Genomic DNA, 16,222 nt, shown 5'->3' on the forward strand with positions numbered 1-16,222 from the left:
CGCTCAGCCCTTGGCGCGGCTCAGAAAGGCGTTGAAGGCGGCGCGGGCTTCCTCGGACCGCAGCGCCGTGCCGAACGCTTCCAGTTCGGCATCGATCCGCTCTTCCAACGCATTGCGGTCGCCCTGGATCAGTCTCTTGGAAGCGCGGAGCGCGGCGGGCGGCAGGGCGGCAAGGGTCTCGGCCTGCTTGCGGGCATGCGCGAGCACGGTCCCGGCTGGAACCACGGCGTTCACCAGCCCGGCGGCAAAGGCCGTGGTCGCGTCCATCGCTTCGCCGAGCAGCAACATGGCGTTGGCGCGGACGGGGCCGATCCGGGCAGGCAGGAGCAGGCTCGAGCCGGCCTCCGGCACCAGACCCAGCCTGGAGAACGGGGTGGCGAAGCGCGCCGTCTCGTCCGCGAACACCAGATCGCAATGCAGCAGCATGGTGGTGCCGATGCCGACCGCATTGCCCTGCACGGCGGCCACCAGCGGCTTGGCGAAGCGGGTGAGCGCCAGGATGAAGCGCACCGAGGGCGCATCGGCGGCGGTGGACGCGCCGCTGGCCAGGAAATCGGCCACGTCGTTGCCGGCGCTGAACGCGTCGCCTGCGCCGGAGATCAGCACGGCGCGGATCGCGTCGGCCGCCCCGGCCCGCTCCAGACCGTCCGACAGCGCGTGATACATCGCGCCGGTCAGCGCGTTCTTCTTCGCGGGCCGGTCCATGACCAGATGCAGGACGCCGTTGTCTTCAAGGGCACGCACATCGGTCATGGCTCGTTTTCTCCCGTCGGTCAGCCTTCGATCGCGCCGAAATCGGCCACGCGGCTGGTTGTTTCGCGGATCCGCGACAGAAGGCGCAGGCGGTTCCGCCGCACATCCGGCCTCGGATCGTTGACCATCACCGCATCGAAGAACCGGTCCAGCGGCGCGCGCAAGCCCGCCATCGCCGACATGGCCTCCGGGAAACGCTCGGCTGCGAGCGAGTCCGCGATCGCCGGGGCGGCGCCGTCCAGGGCGGCGAGCAGGGCGCGCTCCTCGTCCTGATCCAGCAGATCCGGGTCGACCGCACCGTCATGCGGTCCGTCCTTCTTCTCCTCGATGCGCAGGATGTTGGCGGCGCGTCTGGCCGCGGCGAGCAGGTTCACGCCGTCCTCGGTGCCGAGAAGCGCGGCGACCGCGTCGGTGCGGGCGAGCAGGCGTACCAGATCGCCGTCGCGCCCGGTAGCGGAGACGGCCTCCAGCACGTCGTGGCGCGAGCCCTCGGCGCGAAGCTGCACGCGCAGGCGCTCGGCGATGAAGCCCGGTAGCAGAGCGAGATCGTCCGACCCGCGCAGCGCCTCCGGATAGGCGTCGGCCGCACCTGCGAACACGGCGTGCAGATCGAGTCGCAACCCGTTCTCGCGCAGGATGCGGATCACGCCCAGGGCGGCGCGTCGCAGCGCATACGGATCGCCCGAGCCGCCGGGGCGCTCGCCCGCAGCGAAGAACCCGGCCAGCGTGTCGATCTTGTCGGCCAAGGCCACCGCGATCGCGACCGGCGCGGTCGGCACCGCATCGCCGGGGCCGCGCGGCTGGTAGTGCTGCGCCACCGCATCGGCGACCGCGTCGCCTTCGCCGTCATGACGCGCGTAGTAGCCGCCCATCACGCCCTGGAGCTCGGGGAACTCGCCGACCATGCCGGTGGTGAGATCGGCCTTGGCCAGCAGAGCGGCGCGAGCGGACTGCACAGGGTCGGTGCCGATCCGTTCCGCGATCGACGCGGCCAGACGCTCCAGACGCTGCGCCCGCGCACCCTGGGTGCCGAGCTTGGCATGGAACGTCACCGCATCCAGCGCCGCGACGCGGTCGGCGAGGCGGGTGGTGCGGTCCAGATCCCAGAAATGGCGCGCATCGGAGAAGCGGGCGCGCAGGACGCGCTCGTTGCCGGCGACGATGGTGACGCCGCCATCCTCCGGCGCATGGTTGGCGATGAAGCCGAAGAACGGCGCCGCCGCGCCGTCCGCACCGCGCAGGGCGAAATAGCGCTGGTTCACCCGCATGGAGACCTGCATCACCTCCGGCGGCAGATCCATGAAGCTGTCGTCGATGCGGCCGATCAGCGCGACCGGGAACTCGACCAGACCGGCGACCTCGTCCTCCAGACCCGCATCCGGCACCACGGACAGGCCGCGCGCGGCGGTGAGCCGGGCCAGCTCGTCGCCCAGACGCTGGCGACGCTCGGCGGCATCCACCACCACATGCGCCGCCGCCAGCTTCGCCGCCCAATCGTCGGCGCCGGACACGGCGAAGGCGGCAGGGGACAGGAAGCGATGGCCTTCGGTCTCGTTGCCGGAGCGCAGCCCATGCCCGTCATCCTCGCCCTCGGCGAGATCGAACGGCACCACGGCGCCGTCGAGCAGGCAGGTGATGCGACGCAGGGGGCGCACCCAGGCGAAGGCGCTGGTGCCGCCCCAGCGCATGGATTTCGGCCAGGAGAAACGGCGCAGCAGCCCAGGCATGATCTGCGCGACCAGGGCGGACGCCTCCACGGCCGGGCTCTGCTTCGACAGCACCCAGAAGCCGTTTTCCAGCGTCAGCGCGTCGCGCTCGGCGCCGTGCTTGCGCAGGAACCCGGCCAGGGCCTGTTCCGGCGCGCCCTCGCGCGGACCACGCTCGGTGCTGGCGCTGGCGGCGACGGACTCGGCCACCTGAAGCGACACGGCGATGCGTCGCGGGCCCCACCAGCGTCGCGCGGCGGCGGGCGCCAGCGACGACAATGCCTCGGTCAGCAGACGTTCGAGTTGCTCGGCCGCCGGCGCCTGCATGCGCGCCGGGATCTCTTCGCAGAACAGTTCGATGAACAGCTCGCTCATGATCTCAGCCCTCGCCCCGCAGCCATTCCTCGGCGCAGGCGCGGGCGAGGGTGCGGACACGGCCGATAAAGGAAGCGCGCTCGGACACGGAGATCACCCCGCGCGCGTCGAGCAGATTGAACAGATGGCTGGCCTTCAAACACTGGTCGTAGGCCGGCTGGGCCACGCCGTGCTTCACGAGGCTGGCGCATTCGCGCTCGGCATCGGCGAAGTGGCGCAGCAGCATCTCCGTGTCGGACAGCTCGAAATTATGCCGCGAGTAATCGCGCTCGGCGCGCAGGAACACGTCGCCGTAGCGCAGGCCCTGGCCGTTGAAATCGAGATCGTAGACGTTCTCGACCCCCTGGACGTACATCGCCAGACGCTCGAGCCCGTAGGTGAGCTCGGTGGAGGGCAGAACGGTGGGAATGCCGCCGACCTGCTGGAAATAGGTGAACTGCGTCACCTCCATGCCGTCGCACCAGACCTCCCAGCCCAGGCCCCAGGCGCCGATGGTCGGGTTCTCCCAATCGTCCTCGACAAAGCGGATATCGTGCTCCAGCGGGTCGATGCCGATGGCGCGATAGCTGTCCAGCAGCAGCGCCTGGCTTTCCGCCGGGGTCGGCTTCAGCAGCACCTGATACTGGTAGTAGTGCTGCAGACGGTTCGGGTTCTCGCCATAGCGTCCGTCGGAGGGGCGGCGGCAGGGCTGCACATAGGCGGTGCGCCAGGGCGTGTTGCCGAGCGCGCGCAGCGAGGTGGCCGGATGCAGCGTGCCGGCACCGACCTCGGTGTCGTAGGGCTGCAGGATCGCGCAGCCCTGGTCGGCCCAGAAGCGATGCAGCGTGAGGATCAGGTCCTGGAACGACAGGGCGCCTTTCCGGGGCGTGGAACGCGAACCGTTCCGCGCCGTTTCCGTGTGATCGGGGGCTCGCGCGACCGCCGTTTCCATTCCGTGTTCGCTCCGGCAAGAGGGGGCGGCACCATAGGCAAGCGGCCGAACCCCGGCAAGGAAGCGGGAACGGAAACGCCATGCCAAGCGCAGACGGACTAGACGACGACGCGATCGCGCGGCTCCTGCGGGAGACGCGACGGATCGCACTGGTCGGCGCCTCCAACAAGCCGGAACGGCCCTCCAATGGCGTTCTGGCGATGCTGGTGCGCCATGGCTACGACGTGACGCCGGTCAATCCGGGGCTCGCAGGGCAATCCATCCACGGCCGCACCGTCGTCAGCTCGCTGGACGAGGCGGGGCCGCTCGACATGGTCGATCTGTTCCGCAGCCTGGATCAGATCGAGGCGGCGGTGGACGATGCCATCCGTCTCGGCGCGCGCAGCGTCTGGATGCAGCTGGGCCTCGTGCATGAGCGCGCCGCCGCCAAGGCCCGGGCGGCGGGTCTGGTCGTGGTGATGGATCGCTGCCCGAAGATCGAGATCCCCCGCCTCGGCCTCCCGCCGGTCGAACCGTAGGGGCGCTTGACGCGCACCATCCCCGCCACGACTTTTCGTCCACCAAACCCGGATGAACATCCCATGACCAACGAAGAACGCGACCTCATCGAACGCTTCGTCGCCCGCGTCGGCGGCGGGCAGAGTAGCGGCGGCGGCTTCGGCAGCGTGCCGCAAACGCGCACCGCCCTGCCGCCGATCGACCCGGAGGCCGACCGCACCATACGCGACAATTTCAACCGCTTCCCCGAGGCGCCCTATCGCATCACCCAGATGGCCGTGGTGCAGGAAGCGGCGCTCGCCGAAGCGCAGAACCGAATCAAGCGCCTGGAATGGGAGCTGCAGCAGGCGCAGGCCCAGCTGCAGAGCGGCGCCCAGCCCCAGGGGCAGCAGAACCGCGGCGGCGGCTTCTTCTCCGGCCTGTTCGGCGGCGGCCAGCAGAACCAGAACCAGGCCCCCCCACCGCGCTGGGGCGGACAGCAGGGCGGGCAGGGCTATGCCGGCGGCTATCCGGGTGGCTACCAGGCCGCGCCGCCGCCCGCACCGAGCTATCCGCCCGGCTACCAGCCCGGCATGTTCCAGCGCCAGGGCTCCGGCTTCCTCGGCTCGGCGCTGACCACCGCGGCCGGCGTGGCCGGCGGCATGGTGGCCGGCAACCTGCTGATGGACATGTTCGACGGCCATCACGGCGGCGGCGGCTTCGGCGGCGGTGAATTCGGTGGCGGCGAGACGATCATCAACAACAACTACGGTGATGCCGGCGGCGTCGGCGGCGATCCGTTCAACAATGGCGGCGGCGACATCGATCCCGACTTCAACGGCGGCGGCGGCGATTTCGGCGGCGGTGGCGACTGGGGCGGCGACGACAATTTCTGATTGCCTGATGCGGCCGGACGGACTCACCCGTTCGGCCGCATCCTGACTGACACCGGACAATGATCGGATAGGCGTTCCTTCATCTCCGGGTCGGTTTCCCGATACACCATCACCCGGAGGCTGTCCGGCACCTCCCAGCGCGCGGCAGGACCGCCCAGCAGGATCTGGTCGATGAAATCCTCGCCGCCCCAGCACGGGCTGGCATTTCCCGCCGTCGCCACCAGCATCGGGGCGGCGGTCTCCAGCCCGGCCAGCAGCGGATCGCCGGGCTGAAGATGGTGATTGAAATCGCCGATCACCGCGAACGCCACGCCTTCTGCGGCGCGAGCCCTGATCCAGTCCTGCAGAACAGGAAGCTGCAGCATCAGCTTGCGGCACGCATTGCGCGGCGACGATTGCAACGGCCCGTCGAAGCAGCCGCTCTTCAGATGCACCGCCAGCACGCGCAAGGTCTTGCCGTCCAGCGACAGCGAGACGTCGAGGCCGGAGCGGAGCCGGTATTTCGCATCCGGGATCACGTCGAGCGCGGTGAGATCGGGATGGCGCTCCACGGCGATGCCGCGGCGGACCACCAGCGCCACCTTCTGAAGCACCGGATCGCCCGTGATGAAGAGCTGGTAGCGCTCCGGTGGAAAGATCCGCGCCACCAGATCGAGGCTGTCCACCTCCTCCAGCGCCACCACGTCGGCATCCAGACGCGACGCGTAGCCGGACAGCGTGGCGATGTCGTCGTCGCGCTTCGGCGCGGCGTCCGGCGGCAACAGTGCGCCGCGCTGGGTCAGCCATTCCACGTTCCAGGTGGCGATCTTAAACCCGCCGGACGGCGTCTCCGCGACGGCCGGCGCGGCCAGCCCGGCCAGCAGCAGAACGGCGCCGAGAAACCGCTTCATGCGCCGGCGCGCAGCGTGTCGATCGCCTCGGACACCGTGCGCGCGTCGCGGCTGGTGCCGTCGAACACGCGGACGGTGCCGGTGGCGATGTCGTAGAGCCAGCCCATCAGCAACAGACGCCCGTCCGCCACCCGCGCGGCCACCGCCGGATGGGTGCGCAGATGATCGAGCTGCAACAGCACGTTCTGTTCCGCCACCGCCTGGAGCTTCTCCGCGCCGTCCAGCCCGGGATGCAGCGCCTCGCACACCGCATGCGCCGCATCGGCGTGACGCAGCCAGGACGACACGGTCGGCATGGTGTCGAGTCCGCTCCCCGCCGGATCGAGCAGCGCCTTCATCGCCCCGCAATCGGAATGGCCGCAGACGATGATGTTGCGCACGCCCAGCGCCAGCACCGCATACTCGATCGCCGCCGACACGCCGCCCAGCATCTCGCCGTAGGGCGGCACGATGTTGCCGATATTGCGCAGCACGAACAGCTTGCCCGGTTCGCTCTGCGTGATCAGCCCGGGGCTGACGCGGCTGTCCGCACAGGCGATCAGCAGCGTGTGCGGCGCCTGGCCCTGCGCCAGCGTGTCGAACAGGTCGCGCTTTTCGGGATAAACCCGCGTGGCGAAATCCTGCACGCCTTCGAGCAGCGACAAGAGTTCATGAGGCGGACGCGGCGCGGTCATGGAACGATCCTTCCAGCCGAAAGCCCCTGGGCCGGGCGCCCCTGAGCCGGTAGATGCGGAAAGCGCCGCCGGTTCGGAACCGGACGGCGCAGGATGCATCATGCCGGAGCCATGGGCCGGCGGGAAAGGGCGGGACCATGGAAGCGGCGTTCAAGGCGGACCTGACGGCGGTGCTGGTCGCGGTGCAGCCGGCGCCGGACGGGCGCGGCGTCGTGCCCGCGGTGCTGACCCTGGCCGACGGCGCCCTGCCGGCCGGGCCGCTGGCGCCGGAACACCGCTCGCTCCAGGCCGGGCTGCGCGCCTGGGTGGAACACACCACGCGTCATCCGCTCGGCCATGTCGAACAACTCTACACCTTCGCCGATCGCGATCGCACGCGTGAACGGGGCGGGGGGCTCGGCGATCCGGTGCGGGCGATCTCGATCTCCTATCTGGCGCTCACGCGCACCACGCCGGAGGAAACCGGCTGGGTGGACTGGTACGCGCATTTCCCGTGGGAGGACCAGCGCGGCGAGGCGGGACGGCGCCTTCTGGCCGCCTTGTCGGCGCGACTGGCCGATTGGTGCCGGGACGCGCCCGACGCGCTGCGCGAGGCGAGGCGCCAGAGGGTGGACGGCGCGTTTTCCGCCGAACACTGGCAGGACGAGCTGGTGCTCCAGCGCTACGAGCTTCTGTTCGAGGCCGGTCTGGTGCCGGAAGCCGGCGGCGCGCCGTTCGAACCGGCGGGGCGGCCGATGCCGCGCGACCATCGCCGCATCCTGGCCACCGGCATCGCCCGGCTGCGCGCCAAGATCACCTACCGGCCCGTCTTCTTCGAGCTGCTGCCGGAACGGTTCACCTTTCTCGAACTCCAGGATACGGTGGAGGCGCTGTCGGGCGTGCGTCTGCACAAGCCGAATTTCCGCCGCCTGATCGCGCAGCAGAACCTGATCGAGGATACCGGCCAGATCAGCGCCGACCGTCCCGGCCGCCCGGCCAAACTGTTCCGCTTCCGGCGCGAGATCCTCGAGGCGAGGGCGATCGTCGGCACCAAGCTTCCCCTTCTGCCCACGCGATGATCGGAAACCGCCCCATGCTCCGCACCATCCTGCTCGCCTGCACCGTGCTTCTGGCCGCACCCGTCGCCGCCTCGGCGGCGGTGCCGGATCTGGAACCCGCCCAGCACGGCGATTTCGACCATTACACTTTGGCCCTGAGCTGGACTCCCGGCTTCTGCGCCGAAGGAAGCTGCACGGCAGAGACCGCGCGCACCTCGCCGATCGGCCTGCACGGGCTCTGGGCGTCTCTGCCGGACACGCTGCGCGCGCGCGGCATCGAGAACAAGGAATGGTGGGCCAAAGGCTGCGACTATTTCCATCGCAGCCGCGCCTATCCGTCCATGCCGATCGCGCTGCGACGCCGTCTCGCCGCCATCATGCCGCAAACCGCGCATGATCTGCTCAGGCACGAATACGACAAGCACGTTCAGTGCTTCGGCTTCGACACGCCGGAATTCTTCCAGACCGCGATCGCGATGCGCGACCTGGTCGCGAACAGCCCGTTCGGCACCGAACTCGTCGCCGATACCGGCCACGACGTCGCGCGCACCGATCTTCTGGCCGCGTTCGCACGCGATTTCCACACCGATCATCCGCGCGCGCTGCAACTGCAATGTCATGTCGATCACGACGGCAGCGCGGTTCTGTCGCAGCTCTGGATCACGATCCGTCATGACAGGATCGCGGACTTTCCGGCACCGGACAGTCTGATGGACTCTCCGGTGCCGCAGGATAACTGCCCGGCGCACTTCACGGTCCCGTCCTGGAACTGAACCGCGGAAGCGCGCCGGCCGGTCTCTACTTCACGATCCCGGGCAGATACGGAATCTTCAGGGGATTGTCCCAGGCGAACGCCGCGCTGCAATCGTTGCGCGGCGTGTCGCCGTTGAAGCGCGCGGTCAGATAGCTGAGCGCGCTGGTCGTGCCTTCCACGGCGCCGACCACATGGATCAGCAGCTGCGTCGGATCGACCACCACCGGCGTCGAATAGCGCATCACCTCCACAGGCGAACCGGCGGCGCACCAGCGCTTGGTCATGTCATTGGTGGACGAGATCGGGATCACGTCGTCGAAATTATCCGCATAGGACAGAACGGGAATCTTCGGCGTCGTGGTCTGCACAGACAGGCTGTTGCGATCGAGAATCTGCTTCACCACAGGGATGCTGGTGAATGGCGTCTGCGGCGTCTTGGTGTAGGCCTCGATCTTGCCCATGGTGGCGTAGCTGGTGATCTCCTGCACCAGGCACTTGTTCGGATCACCGGCGCCTTTCAGCAAGGCGAGACCGCGATCGTTCAGATAGCGGGTGACGTCGAGATCGGATTCCGCACGCGACAGACCGACCAGACCGGTCGCCACGAATCCGCTCAGCAACCCGCCATTCAGGTTGTTCAGCACAGTGGAGAGGGTGCCGTTGGACGGCGAGCCCACTGCAGCGCCGACGATGTTCAGATCCGGCGCATATTGCTTGGCGAGCGCCGCCGCCCAGCCGGTGGCGCCGCCGCCGCCGGAATAACCCCACAGCGCGACCTTGGTGCTGGCCGAGAAGCCATGTCCGGACTGGAGCACGGCGCGCACGCCGTCCAGCGTCGCATGCGCCGCCTGCGGGCCGGCCAGCCATTGCGATTGCGGACCCTCATAGTCCGGGTAGACCACCGCATAGCCCTTCAGCAGGGCGGTGAGACCGAACAGCGATTCCAGCGAGCCGGACAGAGCGCCGCCGCCCTGGGCCAGGAACCCGGTCTGGATCACATAAGAAGGCTGGCAGTTGTTCGACGCGGAATCCTCCGCCGTCTGATACGATACCAGCGGTCGCGAGCCGGTGCCGTACCAGGGAATGTTCGGCACCAGGATGGTCGCCGCCTCGGCCACCGGCTGGCCGGCGCCGTCGGTCGATTTGTAGAGCACCTGATAGGTGACGAAGCCGTTCGCCACCGCCTGCACCAGCTGCGGCAGGAGCCCGCCGAGATCGGCGCCGGCATAACCGGCCAGGGTCGACGCCAGACCGGCCGGGCTCAACCCGAAATTGGCCGGCCGCTCGCGGATCAGCGCGCCGTTGGATAGCTGGGACAGGTTGGCCGGCGCGACATAGAATGGGTCCTGGCCGGGCAGGGGGACCGGCTGCGCATGCGCCGCTCCGATCAAGGCGCCGCACAGCAACGTCGTGCCGAACAGAGCCGAAAAACGGACTCTCATGGGTTCCTCCGGGTCGTTGTTCTTGCTTCATTTATTTGTCGGACAGAACCAACGTGCCATTTAAACGGCCGTTTGTCTGTCGCCCGAATTTGGACGCGTCTTCCAGGGCCGTTGTCAACCCCGTACGACCAGGGTGCGTCCTTGACGATGTGTGACCGTTTGATGAACCGACCGAGGTTCCTGCAGACATAGAGCGTAACGAAACGATCACGAGACGGAATCGGCGCCCGTCCATAGGTTCCCGCCGCGATCGAAGACCCACAAGGCTGCCGGGTCGGTCGCGGAACGGAAGAGTGATGAAGATCCGAGATTTCCTGCTGGCCAATGTCTGCATGTTTGCCCTGTGCGCGCCGGCCGCGCGGGCGCAGATCACATCCGCGAATACCGCCGCGCCTGCCGCCAAGACCGGCATCGCTTCGGCCAATGCCGGGTCAGAGTCCGTTGTCGTGCTTGGTCACGGCTCCTCGCGCCAGACCCAGACGATCACGCGCACGGCGATCCAGACCGTGGCACCGGGCACCAGCCCGCTGAAGGTGCTGAGCAAGTTGCCGGGCGTGATGTTCACCGCCTCCGATCCGCTTGGCGCCTACGAATGGTCGCAGCAGATCATCATCCGCGGTTTCGACCAGAGCCGTCTCGGCTTCACCATGGACGGGATTCCGCTCGGCAATCTCGCCTACGGCAACGATAATGGTCTTTCGATCGGTCGTGCGTTGCAAACGGAGAACAACGGCGCGGCCACTCTGGCGCAGGGTGCGGGCGCGGTGAGCGTCGCTGCCTCCAACGATCTCGGCGGCGCGGTGCAGTTCACCTCGATCGACCCGAGCGACAAGTTCGGCGCAGACGTCGCCGGCACGGTCGGCTCGTCCGGAACCTATCGCACCTTCCTGCGCGTCAATTCCGGCATCCTGCCCGGCGGCGGCAAGCTTTATGCCAGCTACGACTACCAGGATGCCAACAAGTGGAAGGGCGACGGCGTCCAGAAGCAGCAGCAGGCGAACGCGAAGTTCGTCCAGCCGATCGGCGAGAAATACAAGCTGACCTTGTTCGGCGACTACTCGCTGCGACGCGAGAACGACTACCAGGACCTGTCGCCGGCGACGATCCGCCAGTACGGCTACGACGTCGACAACATCACCGGCAATTACGCGCTGGCGAAACAGATCGCCTACGCCTACCAGAACAACACGCCGTTCCCGGCCGGCCTGCTACCGACCAGCGGCGGCCCGCAGGATCTGGAATACTACAACGCCGCCGGTCTGCGCGAGGACGTGCTCGGCTACGGGCGCCTGGACGCGCATTTCACTAACCGCCTGAGCGGTTTCGCCACGGTGTACGGCCACACCAACACGGGCGAGGGCGTCTGGGTAACGCCGTATTCGCCGACACCGGCCTCGCTCGGCGGCTCGCCGCTGTCCACGCGCACCACCGAATACGACATCCATCGCGAAGGCTTCATCGGCAGCCTGTCGTATCAGATCGGCCACCACACCATCGAAGGCGGCTTCTGGTTCGAGAACAACATTTTCGAACAGGCGCGGCGCTTCTACCCGCTGTCGCTGTCGGGCACGCCGAACAGCACCTACTGGTATCGCGGCAATTCCTATGAGACTGCCTGGCAGGGTAATTTCCGCACCAAGACCTATCAGGTGCATCTGCAGGATACATGGCAAATCATGCCGGCGCTGAAGCTGAACTACGGCTTCAAGTCCCTGATCGTCGACGACACGGCCGAGGCGCTGCCGGGCAACTATCTCGGCGTGCCGACAGCGAACACGCATCCGTCTGGCAGCATCGAGGCCAGCAACGGATTCCTGCCGCAGGTGGGCGCGAACTACCGCATCAATCGCCACAACGAGATCTTCGGCGATTTCGCCCGCAACATGGCGGCGTTCGACAATTCGGCCACCGGTGCCACCAGCCCGTTCGCCACCACCGTCGCCGGCTACAACGCCATCAAGGGCCGTATCGACCCCGAGATGTCGTACACGGAAGAACTCGGCTGGCGCTACCACGATCGCGATCTGCAGGCCTCTCTGACCGGCTACTACGTCGAGTTCGAGAACCGCCTCCTGTCCATCACCCAGGGCACCGGAATCCAGGGCAACGCAGCCGCGCTCGCCAATGTCGGCGGCGTCACGTCGCGCGGCATCGAGGCCGCCGTGAACTACGTATTCGCGCCGAACTGGTCGATCTACGGCTCCTACGCCTTCAACGACAGCCGCTACAACGACGACGTCACCTCGGGCAGCACCACCTACCGCACCTCGGGCAAGAACGTGGTCGCCACGCCGCGCAATCTCGCCAACATCCAGCTCGGCTACGACAATGGCGAGATCTGGGGCAACGTGCTGATGCAGTTCCAGGATCGCCGCTACTACACATACACCAACGATCAGGTCGTCGCCCCGAACGCGGTGTTCAACCTGAACGTCGGCTACCGCTTCGTGAACGCCACCGGCGTGCTGCGCGGCGTGGACGCGCAGGTGAACGTCACCAACCTGTTCGACAAGAAATACGTCGCCTCGGTCGGCACCAACGGTTTCGTCTTCAACGATCCGACCGCCACCTTCGCCACCCTGCAGAGCGGCGCGCCGCGCATGGTGTTCTTCACCCTGCGCAAGCACTTCTGAAAGGCACTCACCCGTCCCGGTCGTCGCCGGGGCGGGCATCGTCGTCTTCCGACGCCTCCGAACCCGCGTTCTGGCCCCAGGCCGGGCGCGGGTTTTCGCATGGCCTCTTGACGAAACGCCGCGCCATGCCCTCATTCTTGCCGAGGCGCTGGGTGGCGCCTTTTCTCGACCCACCCTTATACTCAGATTGAGAATTAGGAACCGGCCTCGTGAACCACATCGTGTCGCCACGCATCCCGTCGCTCTACGATCGCGTCAGCCGGGTCGTGCCGCCGGCGGAATGGGCGCTGTTCGAGGACGACATCGAGGCGATCCTTCGTTTGAAGCGCGAGCGCAATGCCGTGATCCTGGCGCACAACTATCAGACGCCGGAAATCTTCCATTGCGTCTCCGACATCGTGGGCGACAGCCTCGCTCTCGCCCGCGAGGCGCAGACCGTGGAAGCCGACGTGATCGTCATGGCCGGCGTGCATTTCATGGCCGAGACCGCCAAGCTGCTCAATCCGAACAAGACCGTGCTGATCCCGGACATGCAGGCCGGCTGCTCGCTCGCGGACTCCATCACCGCCGCAGACGTGCGCGCCCTCCGCGCCGCCCATCCCGGCGTGCCGGTCGTCACATACGTGAACACGTCGGCCGCGGTGAAGGCGGAAAGCGACATGTGCTGCACCTCCGGCAACGCCAGGCGCATCGTCGAAAGCCTCGGCACCGACAGCGTCATCATGATCCCGGACGAATTCCTGGCCCAGAACATCGGCAAGGAAACCGGCATCCGCATGATCACCTGGGCCGGCCATTGCGAGGTGCATGAGCGCTTCACCCCGGGCGAGATCCGCCGGATGCGCGAGGAACACCCGGGCGTGGTCGTCCTGGCGCATCCGGAATGCCCGCCGGAGGTGGTCGCCGAAGCCGATTTCGCAGGCTCCACCGCGCACATGTCGGATTTCGTCGCCAGCGGCAAGGCGGAGAAGGTCGTGCTCATCACCGAATGCTCCATGAGCGACAACCTCGCCGTGCAGCACCCGAAGATCGAATTCATCCGCCCCTGCAATCTGTGTCCGCACATGAAGCGGATCACCCTGCCGGCGATCCGCCATGCTTTGGAAACCATGACCACCGAAGTCACCATCGAGCCGCATCTGGCCGATCGCGCACGCGCCGCCGTGGAGCGCATGCTGGCGATCTGATCCGGTCGCAGGCAAAGGACCGAAACCATGCCGATCCCTGCCGGACAGCCGGTGATCGTCGGCAGCGGCCTGGCCGGGCTGCTGTGCGCCCTGTCGCTTCTGCCGCGCCCGTCCGTGCTCGTCACCGCAGGCACGCTCGGCGAGCATACCTCCAGCGCCTGGGCCCAGGGCGGCATCGCCGCCGTGATGGCGCCGGACGACTCGTTTGCCGCCCACGAGGCCGACACGATCGCCGCCGGTGACGGGCTGTGCGATCCCGGTGCGGTCCGCCGCATCGTCGCCGCAGGCCCGGAGGTGGTGCGTCTGCTGGAGCGCCACGGTGTCCGGTTCGACCGCGCCGCCGACGGCGCGCTGGCGCTCGGCCTTGAGGCCGCGCACAGCCACCGCCGCATCGTCCACGCTGAAGGCGATTCCACCGGCGCCGCCATCGTTCGCGCGCTCGCCGCACGCGTCCGCGCGGAACCGGCGATCACGGTTCTGGACCGCACCCGGCTGCTTCGCATCGAGAGCGACGGCGTGGTGCGGGCGGTGCATCTCGGACGCGACGGACGCAGCCTGCGCGTTCCCACCGCCAGCGTGGTCCTGGCGACCGGCGGCGTCGGCGGCCTGTTCGAGGACACCACCAATCCGCTCGATTCCGTCGGCAGCGGTCTCGCCCCTGCGGCTCGCGCAGGCGCCGTCCTCGGCGATCTGGAATTCGTGCAGTTCCACCCCACGGCGCTCGCGGCCGGTCCGGGCGGGGGGCCGCCCTTGCCGCTGATCAGCGAGGCGGTGCGGGGCGAGGGCGCGCATCTGATCGACGAGACCGGCGCGCGTTTCACCGAGGAGCTGGCGCCCCGCGACGTCGTGTCGCGCGCGGTGTGGCATCATCTCGCCGCCGGGCACACCGTGTTCCTGGATGCGCGCCCGGCGCTCGGCGACCGGTTCGCCGCGCGCTTCCCCGGTATCGACCGCATCTGCCGCGCCCATGGGATCGACCCCGCCCGCATGCCGATCCCGATCCGTCCCGCCGCGCATTATCATATGGGCGGCATCGTCGTGGGTGCGGATGGGCGCAGCTCTGTGCCGGGCCTGTTCGCCTGCGGCGAGGTGGCCTGCACCGGCCTGCACGGCGCCAACCGCCTGGCCAGCAATTCGCTGCTGGAAGCCGCCGCGGGCGCCCTCGCCGTCGCCAGGGTGCTGGCGGGGGAAGCGGATCAGGACGGGACCGTCTCGGAGCAGGGGGCAGATGAGGCCACCGGCCCGTCCGGCCTCGCGATTCGTACGATCATGACCAGCGCCGCCGGCGTGCTGCGGCACGACACGGGACTGGCCGCGGCCATCCGCGCGCTGGCGCCCGCAGCCCGGCGGGACGACGCCGCTCTGGTGGCGCTCCTGATCGCGCTCTCCGCACGCGACCGCCGCGAAAGCCGGGGCGGCCATTTCCGCACCGATCACCCCGAGCCGGCGGCGGACGCCGTGCGGCATCGCATCACCCTGCGGGACGCGCTCGACCGCGCCGGCAGCGAACCGGAAAGAATGGCCTCCTGATGCTTCCCGACACCGATGCCCGCCTGGTTCCCCCGCTGCCCGACCTAATGCTGGAACCGCAGGTGCGCGCGGCGCTGCTGGAGGATCTGGGCCGGGCCGGCGACATCACCACCGACGCCATCGTGCCGAGCTCCCTCCAGACACGCTGCGTGCTCGCCGCACGCCAGCCCGGCATCATCGCCGGGCTCGACATGGCCCGGCTGAGCTTTGCCCTGGTCGATCCCGCTCTCCGCTTCACCGTCCACGCCCCGGACGGCAGCCGCGTCGCCCCCGGCGATCTGATCGCTACGGTGGAAGGATCGGCCCGCTCCGTGCTGACCGGCGAGAGGGTCGGGCTGAACTACCTCTCCCATCTGAGCGGGATCGCCTCCGCCACTGGCCGCGTGGTGCAGGCCATCGCCGGCACCAGGGCCCGCGTGTGCTGCACGCGCAAGACCACGCCCGGCCTGCGCGCGCTGCAGAAATACGCCGTCCGCGTCGGCGGCGGGTCGAACCACCGCTTCGGCCTGGACGATGCGGTGCTGATCAAGGACAATCACATCGCCATCGCCGGCGGCGTTGCCGTCGCGATCGAGCGTGCCCGCCGCACCGTCGGCCATCTGGTGAAGATCGAGCTGGAAGTCGATACGCTCGAACAGCTCGAACAAGGGCTGCGGATCGGCGTCGATGCCGTGCTGCTCGACAACATGACCCCGCCGACCCTGCGCGAAGCGGTCGCCATGGTGGCCGGCCGCGCCATCACCGAAGCATCGGGCCGCGTCACCCCGGAAACCGCCCCGGCCATCGCCGAAACGGGCGTCGATCTGATCTCGATCGGCTGGCTGACCCATTCGGTCTCGGTGCTGGATATCGGGCTGGACTACGCCGGCTGAGCCGAAACGGCAGCCTCCGATCAGAGCGAGGGGTTGCCTAACGAATTTGTGAGAAATCACGCGCG

Annotated in this window: 14 protein-coding genes; 8 read left to right on the forward strand and 6 right to left on the reverse strand. The window is 68.3% G+C overall.

Annotation, left to right across the window (positions count from 1 at the left end):
- Positions 1-3 precede the first annotated feature (3 nt).
- Genes ACZ5BM_RS00225 through ACZ5BM_RS00235 form a run of 3 tightly spaced genes read right to left on the reverse strand, consistent with a single transcriptional unit; the run spans position 4 to position 3,765 of the window.
- Complete coding sequence (locus ACZ5BM_RS00225; RefSeq protein ID WP_498909304.1) at positions 4-753, reverse strand: Clp protease/crotonase-like domain-containing protein; 750 nt, start codon at positions 751-753, stop codon at positions 4-6.
- Between the two features lie 20 nt (positions 754-773).
- Entirely contained in the window at positions 774-2,834 is a 2,061-nt protein-coding gene (gene glyS / locus ACZ5BM_RS00230; RefSeq protein WP_498909305.1) for a glycine--tRNA ligase subunit beta, read from the reverse strand.
- A 4-nt stretch (positions 2,835-2,838) separates the two neighbouring features.
- Positions 2,839-3,765, reverse strand: a complete 927-nt coding sequence (locus tag ACZ5BM_RS00235; protein WP_498909306.1) for a glycine--tRNA ligase subunit alpha — start codon at positions 3,763-3,765, stop codon at positions 2,839-2,841.
- A gap of 80 nt (positions 3,766-3,845) precedes the next feature.
- Here ACZ5BM_RS00235 and ACZ5BM_RS00240 point away from each other — a divergent pair, with 80 nt between their 5' ends.
- Complete coding sequence (locus ACZ5BM_RS00240; RefSeq protein ID WP_498909308.1) at positions 3,846-4,283, forward strand: CoA-binding protein; 438 nt, start codon at positions 3,846-3,848, stop codon at positions 4,281-4,283.
- A 63-nt stretch (positions 4,284-4,346) separates the two neighbouring features.
- A complete protein-coding gene (locus tag ACZ5BM_RS00245) occupies positions 4,347-5,138 on the forward strand; it encodes a DUF2076 domain-containing protein (protein WP_498909309.1) in 792 nt (263 codons plus the stop codon).
- Between the two features lie 23 nt (positions 5,139-5,161).
- Here the strand turns inward: ACZ5BM_RS00245 and ACZ5BM_RS00250 are convergent, their stop codons facing one another.
- Both ACZ5BM_RS00250 and ACZ5BM_RS00255 read right to left on the reverse strand, forming a co-directional pair.
- On the reverse strand, positions 5,162-6,028 hold the full coding sequence (locus ACZ5BM_RS00250; RefSeq protein WP_498909310.1) for an endonuclease/exonuclease/phosphatase family protein: 867 nt from the start codon (positions 6,026-6,028) through the stop codon (positions 5,162-5,164).
- Positions 6,025-6,702, reverse strand: coding sequence for a carbonic anhydrase (locus ACZ5BM_RS00255; RefSeq protein ID WP_498909311.1), 678 nt, complete (start codon positions 6,700-6,702; stop codon positions 6,025-6,027). The genes ACZ5BM_RS00250 and ACZ5BM_RS00255 overlap by 4 nt, the downstream gene beginning before the upstream one ends.
- 137 nt (positions 6,703-6,839) lie before the next feature.
- Here ACZ5BM_RS00255 and ACZ5BM_RS00260 point away from each other — a divergent pair, with 137 nt between their 5' ends.
- On the forward strand, positions 6,840-7,760 hold the full coding sequence (locus tag ACZ5BM_RS00260) for an NUDIX hydrolase (RefSeq protein ID WP_498909313.1): 921 nt from the start codon (positions 6,840-6,842) through the stop codon (positions 7,758-7,760).
- A gap of 14 nt (positions 7,761-7,774) precedes the next feature.
- Positions 7,775-8,512 (forward strand): ribonuclease T2 family protein, encoded by a 738-nt coding sequence (locus ACZ5BM_RS00265; RefSeq protein ID WP_498909314.1) that lies wholly within the window; start codon positions 7,775-7,777, stop codon positions 8,510-8,512.
- Positions 8,513-8,537: 25 nt separating this feature from the next.
- Here the strand turns inward: ACZ5BM_RS00265 and ACZ5BM_RS00270 are convergent, their stop codons facing one another.
- On the reverse strand, positions 8,538-9,935 hold the full coding sequence (locus ACZ5BM_RS00270; protein ID WP_498909315.1) for an alpha/beta hydrolase family protein: 1,398 nt from the start codon (positions 9,933-9,935) through the stop codon (positions 8,538-8,540).
- A 296-nt stretch (positions 9,936-10,231) separates the two neighbouring features.
- Here ACZ5BM_RS00270 and ACZ5BM_RS00275 point away from each other — a divergent pair, with 296 nt between their 5' ends.
- From ACZ5BM_RS00275 to nadC, 4 genes are all read left to right on the forward strand, one after another.
- The gene (locus tag ACZ5BM_RS00275; RefSeq protein WP_498909316.1) at positions 10,232-12,568 is read left to right on the forward strand and encodes a TonB-dependent receptor; all 2,337 of its coding nucleotides are present in this window, start codon (positions 10,232-10,234) and stop codon (positions 12,566-12,568) included.
- A 218-nt stretch (positions 12,569-12,786) separates the two neighbouring features.
- Entirely contained in the window at positions 12,787-13,755 is a 969-nt protein-coding gene (gene nadA, locus ACZ5BM_RS00280; RefSeq protein ID WP_498911704.1) for a quinolinate synthase NadA, read from the forward strand.
- Positions 13,756-13,782: 27 nt separating this feature from the next.
- Entirely contained in the window at positions 13,783-15,285 is a 1,503-nt protein-coding gene (locus tag ACZ5BM_RS00285) for an L-aspartate oxidase (protein WP_498909317.1), read from the forward strand.
- Positions 15,285-16,157 (forward strand): nicotinate-nucleotide diphosphorylase, encoded by an 873-nt coding sequence (gene nadC, locus ACZ5BM_RS00290; RefSeq protein WP_498909318.1) that lies wholly within the window; start codon positions 15,285-15,287, stop codon positions 16,155-16,157. The genes ACZ5BM_RS00285 and nadC overlap by 1 nt, the downstream gene beginning before the upstream one ends.
- Positions 16,158-16,222 lie beyond the last annotated feature (65 nt).

The organism is Lichenicola sp. GTC18331 (assembly GCF_055386855.1).

Bases quoted from the DNA above. Each gene is read 5' to 3' on its own strand.
- ACZ5BM_RS00225 (WP_498909304.1), bottom strand. From the start codon at position 753: ATGACCGATGTGCGTGCCCTTGAAGACAACGGCGTCCTGCATCTGGTC.
- glyS (WP_498909305.1), bottom strand. From the start codon at position 2,834: ATGAGCGAGCTGTTCATCGAACTGTTCTGCGAAGAGATCCCGGCGCGC.
- ACZ5BM_RS00235 (WP_498909306.1), bottom strand. From the start codon at position 3,765: ATGGAAACGGCGGTCGCGCGAGCCCCCGATCACACGGAAACGGCGCGG.
- ACZ5BM_RS00240 (WP_498909308.1), top strand. From the start codon at position 3,846: ATGCCAAGCGCAGACGGACTAGACGACGACGCGATCGCGCGGCTCCTG.
- ACZ5BM_RS00245 (WP_498909309.1), top strand. From the start codon at position 4,347: ATGACCAACGAAGAACGCGACCTCATCGAACGCTTCGTCGCCCGCGTC.
- ACZ5BM_RS00250 (WP_498909310.1), bottom strand. From the start codon at position 6,028: ATGAAGCGGTTTCTCGGCGCCGTTCTGCTGCTGGCCGGGCTGGCCGCG.
- ACZ5BM_RS00255 (WP_498909311.1), bottom strand. From the start codon at position 6,702: ATGACCGCGCCGCGTCCGCCTCATGAACTCTTGTCGCTGCTCGAAGGC.
- ACZ5BM_RS00260 (WP_498909313.1), top strand. From the start codon at position 6,840: ATGGAAGCGGCGTTCAAGGCGGACCTGACGGCGGTGCTGGTCGCGGTG.
- ACZ5BM_RS00265 (WP_498909314.1), top strand. From the start codon at position 7,775: ATGCTCCGCACCATCCTGCTCGCCTGCACCGTGCTTCTGGCCGCACCC.
- ACZ5BM_RS00270 (WP_498909315.1), bottom strand. From the start codon at position 9,935: ATGAGAGTCCGTTTTTCGGCTCTGTTCGGCACGACGTTGCTGTGCGGC.
- ACZ5BM_RS00275 (WP_498909316.1), top strand. From the start codon at position 10,232: ATGAAGATCCGAGATTTCCTGCTGGCCAATGTCTGCATGTTTGCCCTG.
- ACZ5BM_RS00285 (WP_498909317.1), top strand. From the start codon at position 13,783: ATGCCGATCCCTGCCGGACAGCCGGTGATCGTCGGCAGCGGCCTGGCC.
- nadC (WP_498909318.1), top strand. From the start codon at position 15,285: ATGCTTCCCGACACCGATGCCCGCCTGGTTCCCCCGCTGCCCGACCTA.